Below are 16,439 nucleotides of genomic sequence, written 5' to 3'. Positions count from 1 at the left end.
CCACCACGATTCCCCTCATGCGTTTGTCGCTGCCGTCTCTGCGCCGGCCACGGTTGAACTCCGTGACCCTCGTGAACTCTGTGCTCGTGCTCGCCGCCGCGGGTGGCGCCTTCTGGGCGTACCAGATCGTCAGCGGGCCGGCCGCGAACGCCGACACCGGGACGACCACCACGCGGACCCGCCTCGTGGCCGCCTCGACCGGCACCGTCTCGCAGACGGTCTCCGCGTCCGGCTCGGTCGCGAGCGCCTCGACGGCGAACGCCAACTTCACCACCTCCGGCACCGTGACCGAGGTGGACGTGAAGGTCGGCGACGTGGTCACGAAGGGCCAGACGCTCGCGAAGGTCGACCCGACCGCCGCACAGGCGTCGCTGGACACCGCGAAGGCCAACCTCACCGCCGCGAAGGCCGCGCTGACCCGCGACGAGAACAACAGCGCCGACGACGCCACGATCGCCTCGGCCGAGGCGCAGGTCGCCACCGCACAGGCCAACGTGACCTCGGCGCAGGCGACGGTGAACGGCACGGTGCTCACGGCGCCGATCGCCGGCACGGTCACCGCGGTCAACGGCGCGGTCGGCTCGTCCTCGGGCGGCTCCTCCTCCAGCAGCGGTGGCGGCGGCAACAACACGTCCTCGTCGTCGAGCTCCAGCTCGAGCTCGAGCAGCGGCTTCATCCAGCTGGCGGACCTGTCGAAGCTGCAGATCAACGCGAGCTTCGCCGAGGCCGACGCGACCAAGCTCAAGGCGGCCCAGACCGCCAACATCACCTGGAGCGCGCTGAGCGGCACGCGGGCCACGGGCAAGGTCAGCACGATCTCGCCAACGGCCACGACCAGCAACAACGTGAACTCCTACGCGGTGGTGATCACGCTGGACTCGCTGCCCGCAGGGGTACGCCTGGGCCAGAGCACGACGGCGGTGGTCACGGTCGCCGAGGCGCAGAACGTGGTGCGCATCCCGAGCACCGCGCTGCGCACCGCCGGCGGCCAGCGCGCGGTCACCGTGCAGGTCAACGGGCAAAACGAGGAGCGCACGGTCGAGGTCGGCATCACCGGCGGCGGCTTCGTCGAGATCAAGTCCGGGGTGCAGGCCGGCGAGCAGGTGCTGATCACCACCACGACGACCAGCTCGACGACGGGCACCAACAACCAACAGCAGTTCCCGGGCGGGGCCGGCTTCACCGGCGGCGGGAACTTCACGGGTGGCGGCGGCGGCTTCGGCGGTCGTGGGGGCAACTGACATGAGCGTGCAGATGACCGCCGAGGCGGGCGAGGAGCTGGAGCGCGCCGTGAAGCCGGTGCTGGACATCCAGGACGTCACGAAGGTGTACGGGCAGGGCGAGACGGAGGTGCACGCCCTGCGGGGCGTGTCGCTCACAGTCGAGCGTGGCGACTACGTCGCGATCATGGGTTCGTCCGGCTCCGGCAAGTCGACCCTGATGAACATCCTGGGCTGCCTCGACATCCCGACGTCCGGGCAGTACCTGCTCGACGGCGTCGACGTGAGCCGGCTCAACGACCGGCAGCTGGCGCTGGTGCGCAACCGGCGGATCGGCTTCGTGTTCCAGGCGTTCAACCTGATCGCGCGGACCACAGCGCTGGCCAATGTCGAGCTGCCGCTCGCCTACGCCGGCGTGAAGGGCGCGGAGCGGCGCCGCCGGGCCCGGGCGGCGCTCGGCATGGTCGGGCTCGCCGACCGCGAGGGCCACGAGCCCAACCAGCTCTCAGGCGGCCAGCAGCAGCGCGTCGCGGTCGCCCGGGCGCTGGTCACCGCGCCGGCCCTGGTGCTCGCCGACGAGCCGACGGGCAACCTCGACACCCAGTCCACCAACGACGTGCTGGCCGTGTTCGACCGGCTCAGCCACTCGGGCCGGACCATCGTGCTGATCACACACGAGCCGGACGTCGCCGAGCGCGCGAAGCGACTGATCCGGCTGGTCGACGGACACATCGTCCAGGATGAGCGGCTGAAGTGAACATCTTCGAGACCATCCGCTTCGCGCTGCGCGCGATCACCGCCAACAAGCTGCGCTCCAGCCTCACCGTGCTGGGCATCCTCATCGGCGTCGCGGCCGTCATCCTGCTCGTCGCGGTCGGCAACGGCTCCGCGCAGGCGGTGCAGAAGCAGATCGAGTCGCTGGGCACCAACACGCTGACCGTGACGGCCGGCGCCGGCGGCGGTGCCCGCGGCGCCGCCTCGACGCAGAACACCGCGCTGAACATGGACCTCGTGCCGGCGCTGGAGAACAAGGACGATGCGCCGCACGTCAAGAGCGTCTCGCCGGTGGTGACCGGTTCGCAGTCGGCGACCTACGAGGGCACGGACCACACCATCCCGCAGTTCGTGGGTACCTACCCGGGCTATGTGGGAGCGTCGAACTTCAAGGTCGCCAAGGGTGCGCTGTTCACCGACGACGACGTCAAGGACTCCCGCAAGGTCGTGGTGATCGGCTCGACCGTCGCCGAGGAGCTCTTCGGCAACGTCGATCCGCTGTCGAAGCAGATCGCCGTGTCCGGCAAGCTGTTCACCGTCGTCGGGGTGCTTGCCGCGAAGGGCGGCAGCGGGTTCAACGACCCCAACGACGTCGCCATGGCGCCGGTCAGCGCGGTTCAGGAGTCGCTGACCGGGTACGGCTCGCTCAACCAGCTCCTCGTGCAGGCCACCTCGCCGGACGAGGTCAGCGACGCACAGTCGGAGATCACCGCGATCCTCAACGAGAAGCTCAACATCAGCGGATCGTCGACGACGTCGGCGTACCGCATCCTCAACCAGTCGCAGCTGCTGGAGACCCGCGCCAACACCGCGGAGACGTTCACGCTGCTGCTCGGCGCGGTCGCCGGGATCAGCCTGCTGGTCGGCGGCATCGGCATCACCAACATCATGATGGTGACCGTCACCGAGCGGACCCGCGAGATCGGCATCCGCAAGGCCCTCGGCGCGCCGAAACGCACCATCCTCACCCAGTTCCTGGTCGAGGCGACGGTGCTGTCGCTGATCGGCGGGCTGCTGGGCGTGGCCGCCGCGATCATCGGCAGCCAGTTCACGATCGTGAGCATCAAACCCGTCATCGTGCCGAGCTCGGTCGCCCTGGCACTGGGCTTCTCGGTCGCGATCGGGCTGTTCTTCGGCAGCTACCCGGCCAGCCGCGCCGCCGGCCTGCGCCCCATCGAGGCCCTCCGCTATGAGTGACAGCAACCTCCGCGCGGACGGGTCCTGGTTGCGGTGCCCGACCCCCCGCGGGCATCGCGACCCGGTCCCATCCGCACGGCAGTCGACGAGGAGAGTTCCGTGACCCACGCCGCTTCGCCCTTCCGCCGTCCGGACGCGCACCAAGACCCGTCCGACGGCTCCCCGTACAGCCGTCCGCACCCGTCGGACGCGGAGACGGAGTTCCTGGACCCGCTGCCGTTCCCGGAGGACCTGGAGGAGGTCACCGCGGAGCACGACCGGCTCGGCGGCGACGAGGAGCCCGACCTGCTGGCCCAGCCGCCGCTGGACGACGACCTCAACGAGCGGATCTCCAAGGCCGCGCCGCGGCGCCTGGCCAACCGCGCCACCTACGCGCTGGCCGGCATCGCGCTCGTGGTGGTCGGCTTCGTCGGGGGCGCCCAGGTGCAGAAGAGCTACGGCACCGCCCCGGCGGCCGCCACGCCCGGCGGCGTGAACCCGGCCGCGCTGGCCAGCGCCTTCGCCGGCCGCGGCGGCGCGCAGGGCTTCCCCGGCGCCGGCGGTCAGGGCCAGGGCGGCACGGGCCAGAACAGTGCGCGCGGCGGCGTCAGCGGCACCGTCAAGCTCGTCGACGGCACCACCGTCTACATCGAGACCGCCGACGGCACCACCGTGATCGTCAAGACCAGCGACAAGACCACGGTCTCGACGCCGGGCGCGCTGAAGGACCTGACCGCGGGCTCCACCGTCACCGTCACCGGTCAGAATGCCGACGGCACGGTCACCGCGACCGCCATCACGAAGACGAAGTAGCTTCGCTTTCCTATCCTCGTCGGCGTGCCGCGCCGCTTCGGGATCAGGGATCGCATCGCGGGCCTGGACCCGGCCCGCGACCACGAGGAGATCGTCCGCCTGCTCATGTTCCACGAGTTCCCGTGGGACGTGCGCATGGCCGGTCGCCTCATGATCTGGCACCTGTACGCCAACCCGCCGGTCGCCGACGCGGTCGGCCCGACCAACGCCCTGCTCATACGCTCCGAGGTCACCTCGCTGACCTTCGGCGACCTCGTCGAGCACGGCCTGGACTCCCCACGCGGCCGGGCGATCCTGCGCTTCGTCAACCGCGGCCACCGCACCGGCGCGGTCGCGGCCGAGCACAACGGCTTCGCCCTGGCGGCCCTCGCGGTCACGCTGATGCGCTGGCTGGACCGGCACGGCTGGCGGCGGCTCACCGCGGGCGAGCGCACCGCACTGGCGGTCTTCTACGCCGAGCTCGGCCGCCGCATGGGCGTGCCCGGCCTGCCCCGCGACCCGGACGGCCTGGCCGCGTACCTCGAGCGCCGCGAGGCCGCCTTCACCTTCACCGAGACCGGCCGGATGTGCAGCGAGCGCACCCTGGCCATGGCCCGCGCCCGCGTCCGCCCGTGGCTGCGCCCGCTGGTCCGCCCGGTCGTCGCCGCCCTGCTCGCGCCGCGCACCCGGGCCGCCGTCGGCCTGCGCACCCCGCCCGCGCCCGTGCGCCTGGCGGTCTCGGCGGCGCTGCTCCTGCGCCGGGTGGTCGTGCGGTGGCTGCCGCCGCGCACCGGGCCGACCACGCCGCGGACGCGGCGCCGGTCAGCAGAGCTTGCTGTCCAGCGGCAACCGCTCCAATCAGACGCCGGCGTAGGAGTGCAGGCCGTTGGCGACCAGGTTGACGCCGAAGAGGTTGACCAGCATCGTGGCCCAGCCGATGACGGCGATCCAGCTCGTCAGGCGGCGGCTCACGCTCGGCGTCGAGCGGGCGTGCAGGTAGCAGGCGTAGACGACCCAGGCGATGAAGGACCAGATCTCCTTCGGGTCCCAGTTCCAGTACCGGCCCCAGGCGGCCTCGGCCCAGATCGCGCCGGCGATGACGCCGAAGGTCCAGATCGGGAACGCGAACGCGTGGATGCGGAACGTCACCCGCTCCAGCGTGGCCGCCTGCGGGAGGCGCTCGCCGAGGGAGTACGGGAAGCGGGTCTTGCCGGCGTCGTAGCCGGAGCGGATCAGGTGCATCGCGGCGGTGACGAAGCCGACCAGGAAGATGCCCGACGCGGTCGAGGCGGCGCCGACGTGGATGACCAGCCAGTACGAGTGCAAGGCGGGCACCAGCGGGCCGACCGGCACGTAGAGGGTCATGCCGGCGACGGCGAGCAGGATCGAGGCCACGAGCGTGACGAACAGGCCGAGGTGGCGCAGGTTGGCCCACTTCGCGAGCACGACCAGCCAGGCGGTCATGCCGACCGCGGTGGCCATCATGACGAACTCGTACATGTTGCCCCACGGGGCGCGGTCGGCGGCGATGCCGCGGGTGACCAGCGCGCCGACGTGCGCGGCGTAGCCGAGGATCGTCAGGACGACCGCGACGACGCCGGCCTTGTGGCCACCGGAGCGCCCCGGCTCCGCCGACGGCTCGGCGGGCAGGTGCGACTCGGGCAGGACCGTGGGGCCGCCGACGGCCGCGCCGACCAGGGCCGGCTCGCGGACCGCGGCGCGGGCGATGATGCTGCGACCGCCGAAGGCGTACTCGATGGCGTACGCCATCATCGCGAGCACGTAGCAAAGGATCGTGACGACCAATAGTTGGTTCGACAGCCCGCCCATCACACAACCTCCTCGACGTTCTCAGTCTGCGGCACCTGCTCCGGGACGCTCGCGGCAGGGGCCGCGTCGCGCACGATCCCGTCGAACTCCTCGGCGAAACCCGGGTAGTCGCTGCGCGGCAGGCCGCCCGCCTCGATGCCGGTGGGTGAGATGCGGAAGAAGATCCGGCGGCGCTTGCCCGACAGCGAGCCGAGCAGGCCGGCCAGCAGCGCGATGGCGCCGCCGAGGACGATCGGCTGGCCAGGGTCATGCCGGATGGAGATGGTGACCCACTGCTGGGTGCCGGCGAACCTGACCGTCGTGCCGTCCGGCAGCGTGCCGGTCTGGCCGGGCTTGAGCATCATCGGCTCGCCGAACGTCTTGAGACGGCCCGCCGCGATCTGGCGGTCGTCCAGCGTGTACACCGACAGCGGCGCACCGGCGTCGAAGCCGAGCACGCCCTGGTAGGCCTGCAGCATCAGCCGCGGGTCGTTCTCGGCGGGGAAGGCCGAGGAGTTCGCCGACGGGTCCGAGGGCACGGTTGGCAGGTAGATGCCGGAGAAGCCGATCTGGGCCTTCTCGTCGCGGGTGTGCGTCTGCGGGTTGATGTTCACGTCCGGGAACGTGGCCACGCCCTGGCTGGTGAGCAGCCCGTCCTGCGGCAGGAACGGCGCGACGTTGGTCGAGGTCCTGCCGTACTTGTCGGTGTACTCGAGCACCGGCGCGTAGCCGTGGCCGAGCAGCGACACGTTGGCCCCGTCGAGGCGCAGCGGGTCGTTGACCTGCAGCACCTTCTCGCTCTGCTTGCCGTGCTGCGTGACGTTGATGTCGGCCTTGTAGGTGACCGGCTGCCCGTTGGCCAGGTACGTCGCGTTGAACTTGTCCAGGCGCAGGCAGAACCGCGGCAGGTCGTTCTCGCCGACCTGGGCGCCCAGGGCGTGCTCGTCGAAGTTGAGCAGCGTGTTGCAGAACGCGAAGTCCTCGCCCTGCACCAGCAGGCGGTTGCCGTGCCAGCCGAACCACGAGCCGTACGCGACGCCGATGATCAGCGACAGCAGCGCGAAGTGGAAGACGAGGTTGCCGGTCTCCTTGAGGTGCCCCTTCTCGGCAGAGACCTCGTAGACGTCGCCGTCCTGGCGCACGGTGGTGCGGAACCGGCGCCGGCGCAGCAGCGCGCGGATGCGCTCGGCGTCGGCGGCGTCGCCCGACCCGGCCAGTTCGGCGTGCGCCGGCAGCCGGTCGAAACGCTTCGGAGCCTTCGGCGGTACCTTCACCAGCGCCACGATGTGCGAACGGAACCGCGGCACGAGGCAGCCGACCAGCGAGACGAACAGCAGCAGGTAGATCGCCGAGAACCACGGCGAGCCGTACACGTCGAAGAAGAACAGCCGGTCGAGCGTCGGCCCCCACTGCTTGTGCGTGGCCAGGTAGTTGCGCACCTTCTCCGGCGACACGTTGCGCTGCGGCAGCACCGAGCCCGGGATCGCGGCCACGGCGAGCAGGAACAGCAGCACGAGCGCCGTGCGCATGCTGGTCAGCTGGCGCCAGGCGCGCCGGCTCACGGCCGCGGTGGTGTGGTAGAGCCAGCGCATCAGATCGGCACCGATCCGGGCCCGATGTTCGACTGCAACGCGATCATGAGGGAACTCCAGACGCCGGTCACCAGGGCGAGGCCGACCAGCACGAGCAGGGCGCCGCCGACCCGGGTCACCCAGCGGCTGTTGCGGCGGATGAACTTGACGACCCCGATGAGCCGCTGGAAGCCCAGCCCGACGGCGATGAACGGCAGGCCGATGCCCAGCGAGTAGGCGACGGCCAGGGTAACCGCCCGCGCCTGCGAGCCGCTGGTCGAGCCGAGCGCGATCACGGCGCCCAGCGTCGGCCCCGTGCACGGCGCCCACGACAGCGCGAAGACCATGCCGAACACCGGCGCGCCGATGAGCCCGGCCGCGGGCAGCCGCTGGATCCGCCACTGCCGCTCCAGGCCCGGCACCACGCCCATGAAGGCCAGGCCCAGCACGATCACGGCGATGCCGGCGATCACCTCGATGAGCCGCCGGTGCACGAGCATCGACATCGCCGCCCGGGTGGCCAGCACGATCAGGCCGATGAACACCGCGGAGAAGCCGGCGATGAACAGGCCGACGCCCGCGACCACCCGGCCGCGGCGCTGGCCCGAGTCGAGGTCGGCGCCGGCGAGGCCGGTGACGTAGGAGAGGTAGCCGGGCACCAACGGCAGGATGCACGGCGACAGGAAGCTCGCCAGCCCGGCGAGCACGGCGATGGCGATCGCCGCCAGGAGCGGTCCGCTCGCGGCGACCGTCCCGGCGTCGGCGAGCACGGTCGGCATGTCAGGCCTGCTCGGCCAGCAGCTCGCGGACGACCGGCTCGAGCAGCGCCTGGTCGATCTCGGCGCGCATGACCGCGGCGATCCGCCCGGACCGGTCGATGACCAGCGTGGCCGGGATCGAGTTGGGCGGCACGTCGAACTGGAGCGCCAGCGACGCGGAGGGGTCGAAGATGCTGCCGTACGTCGGCTTGGTGTCGGCCAGGTAGGCGTTGGCCGGGTCGCGCTGGTCGTGCACGTTGACGCCGATGAACGTGACGCCCTGGTCCTTCGTGGCGGCGAGGACCTTCTCCAGCTCGGGGGCCTCGGTGCGGCACGGCGGGCAGTACGACGCCCAGAAGTTGACCACCACGACCTGGCCCTTGTGCTGCGACAGGTCGAACTGGCCGCCGCCCATGAGCTCGCCGCGCATCGCGGGCGCGGCGACCCGGTCGGCGACCGCGATCTTGCGGCTGCCCAGCGCGTTCTTCGGCGCGCTGCTGCCGCACGCCGACACCGTCAGCAGGGCGGCGGCGACGAGCACCGCGGCGAGGACCCGGCGCAGCACGTCAGGCCCCCTTCGCCTGGCGCGCGGACGCGGAGAGCGCGATGAGGTGGGCGGCGGGCTCGGTGTAGGCGATGCCGACGATCTTCGTGTCCTCGAAGTGGAAGCTCGTGAAGCTCGCCAGCGAGCACTCCCGCCGCCGCGGGTCGTGCCACAGCCGCTTCTTCTCCACGTGCCGGCGCAGCGTCCAGATCGGCAGCTGGTGCGAGACGCAGACCGCCTCGTGCCCCTCGGCCGCCTCCCGGGCCGCCATCAGGGCGGCGAACATGCGGGCAGCGATCACGGTGTAGGCCTCGCCCCACGACGGGGTCATCGGGTCGCGCAGCACCCACCAGTTGCGCGGGTCGCGCAGGGCGCCGTCGCCGACACCGACCCGCTTGCCCTCGAAGAAGTTGGCGCTCTCGATCAGCCGGTCGTCGACCGCGATCGGCAGCCCGAGCTGCTCGGCGAACGGCGCGGCGGTCTGCTGCGCTCGCTCCAGCGGGCTCGCGACCAGGTGCGTGACGTCCCGGCCGGCCATCGACTCGGCCGCGGCCTTGGCCATCTGGACGCCGAGCTCGGAGAGCCGGTAGCCGGGCAGGCGCCCGTAGAGGACCTTCTCCGGGTTGTGCACCTCGCCGTGGCGCAGCACGTGAACGATGGTCTTCATGCCTTGGCGGACCCCGCCTCGGCCGCGGCCCGGGCCGCGTGCGGCAGCGCCGCCTCCAGCACCGACATGGCCCCGTCGTCGATCGCCGTGGAGACGAACCAGGACTCGTAGGCGCTCGGCGGCAGGTAGACGCCGCGGGAGAGCATCTCGTGGAAGAAGGCCCGGAACGCGGCCACGTCCTGCGTCTGCGCGTCGGCGAACGAGAGCACCGGCCGGTCCGTGAAGAAGATCGAGAACATGTTGCCCGCCGTGGACAGCACGTGCGGTACACCCGCGGCGGAAAGGGCGTCGGAGGACAACTTGCCCACCGTCGCCGCCGTCGCGTCCAGCCGGGCGTAGACCTCCGGGGTCGCCAGGCGCAGCGTCGTCAGCCCCGCCGCGCAGGCCAGCGGATTGCCGGAGAGGGTGCCGGCCTGGTACACCGGCCCGGCCGGCGCCAGCCGCGCCATGATCTCGGCCCGCCCGCCGAACGCCGCGGCCGGCATGCCGCCGCCCATGACCTTGCCGAACGTGTAGAGATCGGCGTCCACGGGCTCGAGCCCGGCCCAGCCCCCGCGGCTCACCCGGAATCCGGTCATGACCTCGTCGAGGATCAGCAGCGCGCCGTGGCGGTGCGCGATCTCGGCCAGCTTGGTGTTGAACCCGTCGTGCGGCGCGACCACGCCCATGTTGCCGGCCGCCGCCTCGGTGATGACCGCCGCGATCTGGTCCCCGTGCGCGGCGAAGGCCGCTTCGAGCGCGGCGACGTCGTTGTACGGCAGGACGATCGTGTCGCCGGCCGCCGCACCCGTCACGCCGGGCGAGTCGGGCAGCGCGAGCGTCGCCACCCCGGACCCGGCCGCGACCAGCAGCGCGTCGACGTGCCCGTGGTAGCACCCGGCGAACTTGACGACCTTGGCCCGCCCGGTGAACCCGCGGGCCAGCCGCAGTGCGCTCATCGTGGCCTCGGTGCCGGAGTTGACCAGGCGCACCTGGTCGACGGCCGTCCGCGCGACGATCTCCGCGGCGAGGTCCACCTCACCGGGCGTCGGCGTGCCGAAGCTGGTGCCGCGCGCGGCCGCCTCGGTGATCGCGGCGACGACTTCGGGATGCGCGTGCCCGAGGATCAGCGGTCCCCAGGAGCACACGAGGTCGAGATAGCGCCGCCCGTCGGCGTCGGTGAGCCAGCAGCCGGAGCCGCTGACCATGAATCGTGGGGTGCCTCCGACCGCCCGGAACGCCCGGACAGGTGAATTCACCCCGCCCGGCACGATGGCCTGAGCGCGGTCGAACAGGGCCTCGGAGGCCGGCGCGTCACCCGCATACGGGCCGAGACCGGCAGCGTCAAAATCGGTCACAGCCTGCCCATTCTGACAGCCCTTCCGGACCGGCTCCGCGCGGCCCTGGGGCGCGTGTGCCCGACGCCACTGTGGGCCGTGATCGGATATAGGCTGTGGCGGTGGATCGCCCCGATCTCTCCGTTTCTGTACGCCGCGCCCCGACCGAAACCGTGGTGTCGCTGTCCGGTGAGATCGACATGTCGACCGTCTCCCGCCTGGCCGCCGCCGTCGACGACGTCCTCGCGGAGCCCCCGGCCCGGGTCGTGCTCGATATGGCGGGGGTCACGTTCTGTGACTCGCAGGGCCTCGGCACGCTTGTCGTCCTGAGCCGCAAGGCCACCCTGGCGCAGAGCTACCTGGTCCTGGTCAACGTCGGCGCTTTCCTCATCCGCGTCCTGGACATCACGGGCCTGCGCAACGCCCTGATGATCCAGGAGGCATAGCACCCTTCCGCGGGCTTTTCCGACAAGTCGGGCGCTGGCGCGCCACGACTTGTCGGATTTATACCCTGACAGGGGATAAATCCGGCATCAGCGCAGATCTGGAGATCCCGCGCACCTGCGGGGTGCGGCAGCACCTGCCGGGCGCGTTCGGGGTCGTCGGCAGCATGATGTTCCGCGAGCACGCGTCTCGAGCCGGCCCTTGCAAATGCGATGGCGAGCGCTGGTCAAAGGTTTGGGCGCAATTGCGAGTGTGGAGTGAGGTCCCGGGTCTCAGGGGCGCGGGCGTCATGCGCGAGGGGGGCTAGATCTTGGCGCGGGCCTTCGCGAGGGCGGCCATCGCCTTCTCGACCTGCTCGCGGCCGAGCTCGCCGTCCGCCGCCAGAGCCGCCTTGAGCAGCGCGGTGGCCTCGTCGACCGCCGCGCCGGCGGCGCGCAGCTCGGTCTCGCGGGTGCGCACCAGCTCGGACTGGGCGGCGAGTTGCTGCGTCATCGTCCAGAGCTCGACGAAGACGGAGACCTTGGCCCGCAGTACCCACGGATCGAAAGGCTTGGTGAGGTAGTCCACGGCGCCGGCCGCGTAACCGCGCAGGGCCAGGTGCGAGTCCCGGTCCGCGGCGGTCAGGAAGATGATCGGCACGTGGCGGGTGCGCTCGCGGCGCTTGATGTGGCGCGCGGTCTCGAAGCCGTCCATCGTCGGCATCTGCGCGTCGAGCAGGATCAGGGCGAAGTCGTCGACGAGCAGCGCCTTGAGCGCCTCCTCGCCGCTGTCGGCGCCGACGGTCTGCACCGGCAGGCCCTGCAGGATCGCCTCCAGGGCCAGCAGATTGTCCCGCCGGTCGTCGACGAGCAGCACCTTCGCCGGCCTGTCCGGTCCAGTCAAGGATGCCGCTCCCTTCGTCCGTGCCGCGATGCCACCAACGAAGGATGACCCAACGAAGCTACACCGCGCGGCCCTCCCCGTTTACCCAAGCGGCCATCACGTCAAGCAGTTCGTCGAGATCGACCGGCTTGGTGATGTAGTCGCTGGCGCCGGCGGCGAGGGAAGACTCGCGGTCGCCGGGCATCGCCTTCGCGGTGAGGAAGACCACCGGCAGCTCGGCGAAGCGGCGGTTGCGGCGGATCGCGCGCGTGGTCTCGTTGCCGTCCTGGTCGGGCATCATCGCGTCCATCAGGACGATGTCCACACCGGGGTGCTCGGAGAGGATGCGGACGCCGTCGGCGCCGTTGTCGGCGTACAGCACCGTCATCCCGTGCAGCTCGAGCGCGCTGGTCAGGGCGAAGACGTTGCGCACGTCGTCGTCGACGATGAGCACGGTCGCGCCGTCGAGCTGGTGCGCGGCGGCGGTCGCGCGGCGGTCGCCGGAGGGCAGCGAGCGCAGCATCGCCGGGGCCGAGGGCAGCACGCGGGTGGCCGGCGGGTGCGACAGGGGCTGGGCCGGCACCGGGTGTACCGCCGGCATGACCTCGGTCGCGATGACGTCCGGCAGGTAGAGCGTGAAGGTGGCGCCCCTGCCGACCTCGGACGTCACGCCGATCGCGCCGCCGAGCAGCCGGGCGAGCTCCCGGCTGATCGACAGGCCGAGGCCGGTGCCGCCGTACTTGCGGCTCGTCGTGCCGTCCGCCTGCTGGAACGCCTCGAAGATGAGCGCCACCTTGTCGTCGGAGATGCCGATGCCGGTGTCGGAGACCGCGAACTGGATCACGCGGCGGGCGCCGGCCAGCGTCGGGGCGCTGAACTCGAGCTCGACCGGCGCGACCCCGATGGCCAGCGTCACCGAGCCGTTGTCGGTGAACTTCACCGCGTTGGAGACCAGGTTGCGCAGGATCTGCTGGAGGCGCTGCGGGTCGGTGACGATCGCCGGGGGCAGTGCCGGGTCGGCCGCCACGATGAAGTCGAGGCCCTTGTCCTCGGCCTGCGGGGCGAAGGCCTGCTCGACGTACGCCCGGATCTCCTCGAACGAGACCTCGCCCGGCTCGACGTCCATGCGACCGGCCTCGATCTTGGACAGGTCCAGGATGTCGTCGATGAGCGCGAGCAGGTCGGAGCCGGCGTTGTGGATCGTCGCGGCGAACTCGATCTGGCGGGCGGTCAGGTTGGTGTCCGGGTTGTCGGCGAGCAGCCGGGACAGCAGCAGCATGGAGTTGAGCGGGGTCCGCAGCTCATGGCTCATGTTGGCCAGGAACTCCGACTTGTACTGCGACGCCTGCGCCAGCTGCTGCGCCTTCTCCTCGAGGCCGAGGCGCGCCATCTCGATCTCGCGGTTCTGCTTCTCGATGTTGCCCTTCTGCTCCGACAGCAGCGTCGCCTTCTCCTCGAGCTCGGCGTTGGTGCGCTGCAGCTCGGCCGACTGGTCCTGCAGTTCGAGCGCCAGGCGCTGGGACTGCGACAGCAGCTCCTCGGTGCGCCGGTTGGCCAGGATCGTCCTGAGCGCGACGCCGATGGTCACCACGAGCCGGTCGAGGAAGGCCAGGTGCAGCTCGCTGAACGGCGACACGCTGCCGAACTCGATCACGCCGAGTGGCTCGCCCTCGAAGAGCACCGGCAGCACGACCAGGTCGGCGGGCGGGGTCTCGGCAACGCCGGAGCGCACCTGCAGCCGGCTGCCCGGCGCGGCCTGCACGCGGATCGCCCGGCGAGACAGCGACGCCTGGCCGATCAGCCCCTCGCCCGGCGCGAAGCTGATGTCGGTGCCGGGCGCGACAAAGCCGTAGGACGCCTCCAGCCGCAGCCGCAGCCCGTTGTCGGCGTCCGTTCCCGACAGGAAGAACGCGCCGATCTGTGCGTCGACCAGCGGCGTGACCTCGGCCATGATCATCCGGCAGACCTCGCCGAGGTCGCGCTGGCCCTGCAGCAGGCCGCCGACGCGGGCCAGGTTGGAGTCGAGCCAGCCCTGCTCGGCGTTCTTCTTCGTGGTCTCGCGCAGAGTCACGATCATCTGGTTGATGTTGTCCTTGAGCTCGGCCACCTCGCCGAGCGCCTCGACCGCGATCCGCTGGGTCAGGTCGCCGCGGGTCACCGCCGTGGACACCTGCGAGATGGCCCGCAGCTGCGTGGTCAGCGTCGAGGCGAGCTGGTTCACGTTCTCGGTGAGGTCGCGCCAGGTGCCGGAGACGCCGCGCACCTGCGCCTGGCCGCCGAGCTTGCCCTCCGAGCCGACCTCGCGGGCCACGCGGGTCACCTCGTCGGCGAACGAGGAGAGCTGGTCGACCATGGTGTTGACGGTGCTCTTGAGCTCGAGGATCTCGCCGTGCGCGTCGACGGTGATCTTCTGGGACAGGTCGCCCCGCGCCACGGCCGTGGTGACCTGGGCGATGTTGCGGACCTGGCTGGTCAGGTTGGACGCCATCGAGTTGACGTTGTCGGTGAGGTCGCGCCAGGTGCCGGACACGCCCTTCACCTGGGCCTGGCCGCCGAGCTTGCCCTCGGTGCCGACCTCGCGGGCCACGCGGGTCACCTCGTCGGCGAAGGACGAGAGCTGGTCCACCATCGTGTTCACCGTCGACTTCAGGGCCAGGATCTCGCCCTGCGCGTCGACCGTGATCTTCTGCGACAGGTCGCCGCGGGCCACGGCGGTCGCGACCTGCGAGATGTTGCGGACCTGGGCGGTCAGGTTGGACGCCATGAAGTTCACGTTGTCCGTCAGGTCGCGCCACGTGCCGGCCACCCCGCGCACCTGCGCCTGGCCGCCGAGCTTGCCTTCGGTGCCGACCTCGCGGGCCACGCGCGTGACCTCGTCGGCGAACGAGGAGAGCTGGTCGACCATGGTGTTGACGGTGCTCTTGAGCTCGAGGATCTCGCCGCGGGCGTCGACGGTGATCTTCTGCGACAGGTCGCCGCGGGCCACGGCGGTGGCCACCTGAGCGATGTTGCGGACCTGGCTGGTCAGGTTGGACGCCATGAAGTTCACGTTGTCGGTGAGGTCGCGCCAGGTGCCGGCGACGCCGGTGACCTGGGCCTGCCCGCCGAGCTTGCCCTCGGTGCCGACCTCGCGGGCCACGCGGGTCACCTCGTCGGCGAACGAGGAGAGCTGGTCGACCATCGTGTTCACGGTGCTCTTGAGCTCGAGGATCTCGCCGCGGGCGTCGACCGTGATCTTCTGCGACAGGTCGCCCCGCGCCACCGCCGTCGAGACCTGGGCGATGTTGCGGACCTGGCTGGTCAGGTTGGACGCCATGAAGTTCACGTTGTCGGTGAGGTCGCGCCAGGTGCCGGCGACGCCGGTGACCTGGGCCTGCCCGCCGAGCTTGCCCTCGGTGCCGACCTCGCGGGCCACGCGCGTGACCTCGTCGGCGAACGAGGACAGCTGGTCGACCATCGTGTTGACCGTGTCCTTGAGCTCGAGGATCTCGCCCTGCGCGGCCACCGTGATCTTCTGCGACAGGTCGCCGCGGGCCACGGCGGTGGCGACCTGGGCGATGTTGCGGACCTGGCTGGTCAGGTTGGACGCCATCGAGTTGACGTTGTCGGTCAGGTCCTTCCAGGTGCCGGCCACGCCCGGCACGTCGGCCTGGCCGCCGAGCTTGCCCTCGGTGCCGACCTCGCGGGCCACGCGCGTCACCTGCTCGGCGAAGACCCGCAGCGTGTCGACCAGCGAGTTGATCGTCTCCGACAGCTCGGCGATCTCGCCCTTCGCGCTCACCGTGATCTTCTGCGACAGGTCGCCGCGGGCCACGGCCGTTGCCGCCGTCGAGATCGAGCGCACCTGGCCGGTCAGGTTGGCGGCCATCGAGTTCACCGAGTCGGTGAGGTCGCGCCAGGTGCCGGCGACGCCGGTGACCTGGGCCTGTCCGCCGAGCTTGCCCTCCGTGCCCACTTCGCGGGCCACGCGGGTCACCTCGTCGGCGAACGACGAGAGCTGGTCGACCATCGTGTTGACCGTGCGGCCGATCGTGAGGAACTCGCCGCGCAGCGGCCGCCCGTCGATCTCCAGCGCCAACTGCTGCGACAGGTCGCCCTCGGCCACCGCCACGATCACGCGAGCGATCTCCGTGGTCGGGCGGCCCAGGTCGTCGATGAGCGAGTTGACCGCGTGGATGCGGTCCAGCCAGGCGCCCTCGAAGCCCTCCTCGTCCATGCGCTCGGTCATGCGGCCCTCGCGGCCGACGACCCGGCTGATGCGCAGCAGCTCCCGGGTATGGCGCTGCTTCATCTCGGCCAGCCGGTTGAAACGCTCGACCACCTCGCCGGGCAGCCCGTCACGGCGGCTGAGCCGGATCTTGAGATCGCCGGCCGCGAGCCGGTCCAGAGCCGAAGACAGCTCCTCCAGCAGTAGTGTTTCCGGACTCTTCTGGGTGGCTTCTTCGACTGTGGTCATGGCGTCTCCACCGGTCTCGGGGGCAGGCGGCGTCCACCCATCGTCGTCCTT

General features: G+C 71.1%; 13 protein-coding genes. 5 read left to right on the top strand and 8 right to left on the bottom strand.

Features of this window, described 5'->3' with window-relative positions:
- Positions 1-62: 62 nt before the first annotated feature.
- From ABD901_RS01750 to ABD901_RS01735, 4 genes are all read left to right on the top strand, one after another.
- Positions 63-1,241 (top strand): efflux RND transporter periplasmic adaptor subunit, encoded by a 1,179-nt coding sequence (locus ABD901_RS01750; protein WP_345120412.1) that lies wholly within the window; start codon positions 63-65, stop codon positions 1,239-1,241.
- A gap of 1 nt (position 1,242) precedes the next feature.
- Positions 1,243-1,977 (top strand): ABC transporter ATP-binding protein, encoded by a 735-nt coding sequence (locus ABD901_RS01745; RefSeq protein WP_345120410.1) that lies wholly within the window; start codon positions 1,243-1,245, stop codon positions 1,975-1,977.
- Positions 1,974-3,191 (top strand): ABC transporter permease, encoded by a 1,218-nt coding sequence (locus tag ABD901_RS01740; protein WP_345120408.1) that lies wholly within the window; start codon positions 1,974-1,976, stop codon positions 3,189-3,191. The genes ABD901_RS01745 and ABD901_RS01740 overlap by 4 nt, the downstream gene beginning before the upstream one ends.
- Before the next feature lie 99 nt (positions 3,192-3,290).
- Positions 3,291-3,983, top strand: a complete 693-nt coding sequence (locus tag ABD901_RS01735) for a hypothetical protein (RefSeq protein ID WP_345120406.1) — start codon at positions 3,291-3,293, stop codon at positions 3,981-3,983.
- 837 nt (positions 3,984-4,820) lie between these two features.
- Here ABD901_RS01735 and ccsB read toward each other — a convergent pair.
- Genes ccsB through hemL form a run of 6 tightly spaced genes read right to left on the bottom strand, consistent with a single transcriptional unit; the run spans position 4,821 to position 10,648 of the window.
- A complete protein-coding gene (gene ccsB / locus ABD901_RS01730; protein WP_345120404.1) occupies positions 4,821-5,792 on the bottom strand; it encodes a c-type cytochrome biogenesis protein CcsB in 972 nt (323 codons plus the stop codon).
- Positions 5,792-7,363: a cytochrome c biogenesis protein ResB gene (gene resB / locus ABD901_RS01725; RefSeq protein WP_345120402.1), complete on the bottom strand. Its 1,572-nt coding sequence runs from the start codon at positions 7,361-7,363 to the stop codon at positions 5,792-5,794. Before resB ends, ccsB begins: the two co-directional genes overlap by 1 nt.
- The gene (locus ABD901_RS01720) at positions 7,363-8,121 is read right to left on the bottom strand and encodes a cytochrome c biogenesis CcdA family protein (protein WP_345120400.1); all 759 of its coding nucleotides are present in this window, start codon (positions 8,119-8,121) and stop codon (positions 7,363-7,365) included. Before ABD901_RS01720 ends, resB begins: the two co-directional genes overlap by 1 nt.
- A 1-nt stretch (position 8,122) precedes the next feature.
- The gene (locus ABD901_RS01715; RefSeq protein WP_345120398.1) at positions 8,123-8,665 is read right to left on the bottom strand and encodes a TlpA family protein disulfide reductase; all 543 of its coding nucleotides are present in this window, start codon (positions 8,663-8,665) and stop codon (positions 8,123-8,125) included.
- Position 8,666: 1 nt separating this feature from the next.
- On the bottom strand, positions 8,667-9,311 hold the full coding sequence (locus ABD901_RS01710) for a histidine phosphatase family protein (protein ID WP_345120396.1): 645 nt from the start codon (positions 9,309-9,311) through the stop codon (positions 8,667-8,669).
- Positions 9,308-10,648: a glutamate-1-semialdehyde 2,1-aminomutase gene (gene hemL / locus ABD901_RS01705; RefSeq protein WP_345120394.1), complete on the bottom strand. Its 1,341-nt coding sequence runs from the start codon at positions 10,646-10,648 to the stop codon at positions 9,308-9,310. The genes ABD901_RS01710 and hemL overlap by 4 nt, the downstream gene beginning before the upstream one ends.
- A 101-nt stretch (positions 10,649-10,749) precedes the next feature.
- Here hemL and ABD901_RS01700 point away from each other — a divergent pair, with 101 nt between their 5' ends.
- Entirely contained in the window at positions 10,750-11,073 is a 324-nt protein-coding gene (locus ABD901_RS01700) for an STAS domain-containing protein (protein WP_345120392.1), read from the top strand.
- 301 nt (positions 11,074-11,374) lie between these two features.
- On the opposite strand, the gene ABD901_RS01695 is transcribed toward ABD901_RS01700, so the two are convergent.
- Both ABD901_RS01695 and ABD901_RS01690 read right to left on the bottom strand, forming a co-directional pair.
- Positions 11,375-11,953, bottom strand: a complete 579-nt coding sequence (locus tag ABD901_RS01695; RefSeq protein WP_345120390.1) for a response regulator — start codon at positions 11,951-11,953, stop codon at positions 11,375-11,377.
- Positions 11,954-12,011: 58 nt separating this feature from the next.
- The gene (locus ABD901_RS01690; protein WP_345120388.1) at positions 12,012-16,388 is read right to left on the bottom strand and encodes a HAMP domain-containing protein; all 4,377 of its coding nucleotides are present in this window, start codon (positions 16,386-16,388) and stop codon (positions 12,012-12,014) included.
- Between the last annotated feature and the right edge of the window lie 51 nt (positions 16,389-16,439).

Origin of the sequence: Dactylosporangium darangshiense (genome assembly GCF_039537565.1) — a bacterium.
Taxonomy (GTDB): Bacteria; Actinomycetota; Actinomycetes; order Mycobacteriales; family Micromonosporaceae; genus Dactylosporangium; species Dactylosporangium darangshiense.
The sequence above is the reverse complement of the archived record's forward strand: the minus strand, read 5'-3'. Positions and strand labels throughout refer to the sequence as shown.

Bases quoted from the DNA above. Each gene is read 5' to 3' on its own strand.
- ABD901_RS01745 (WP_345120410.1), top strand. From the start codon at position 1,243: ATGAGCGTGCAGATGACCGCCGAGGCGGGCGAGGAGCTGGAGCGCGCC.
- ccsB (WP_345120404.1), bottom strand. From the start codon at position 5,792: ATGGGCGGGCTGTCGAACCAACTATTGGTCGTCACGATCCTTTGCTAC.
- resB (WP_345120402.1), bottom strand. From the start codon at position 7,363: ATGCGCTGGCTCTACCACACCACCGCGGCCGTGAGCCGGCGCGCCTGG.
- ABD901_RS01720 (WP_345120400.1), bottom strand. From the start codon at position 8,121: ATGCCGACCGTGCTCGCCGACGCCGGGACGGTCGCCGCGAGCGGACCG.
- ABD901_RS01710 (WP_345120396.1), bottom strand. From the start codon at position 9,311: ATGAAGACCATCGTTCACGTGCTGCGCCACGGCGAGGTGCACAACCCG.
- ABD901_RS01690 (WP_345120388.1), bottom strand. From the start codon at position 16,388: ATGACCACAGTCGAAGAAGCCACCCAGAAGAGTCCGGAAACACTACTG.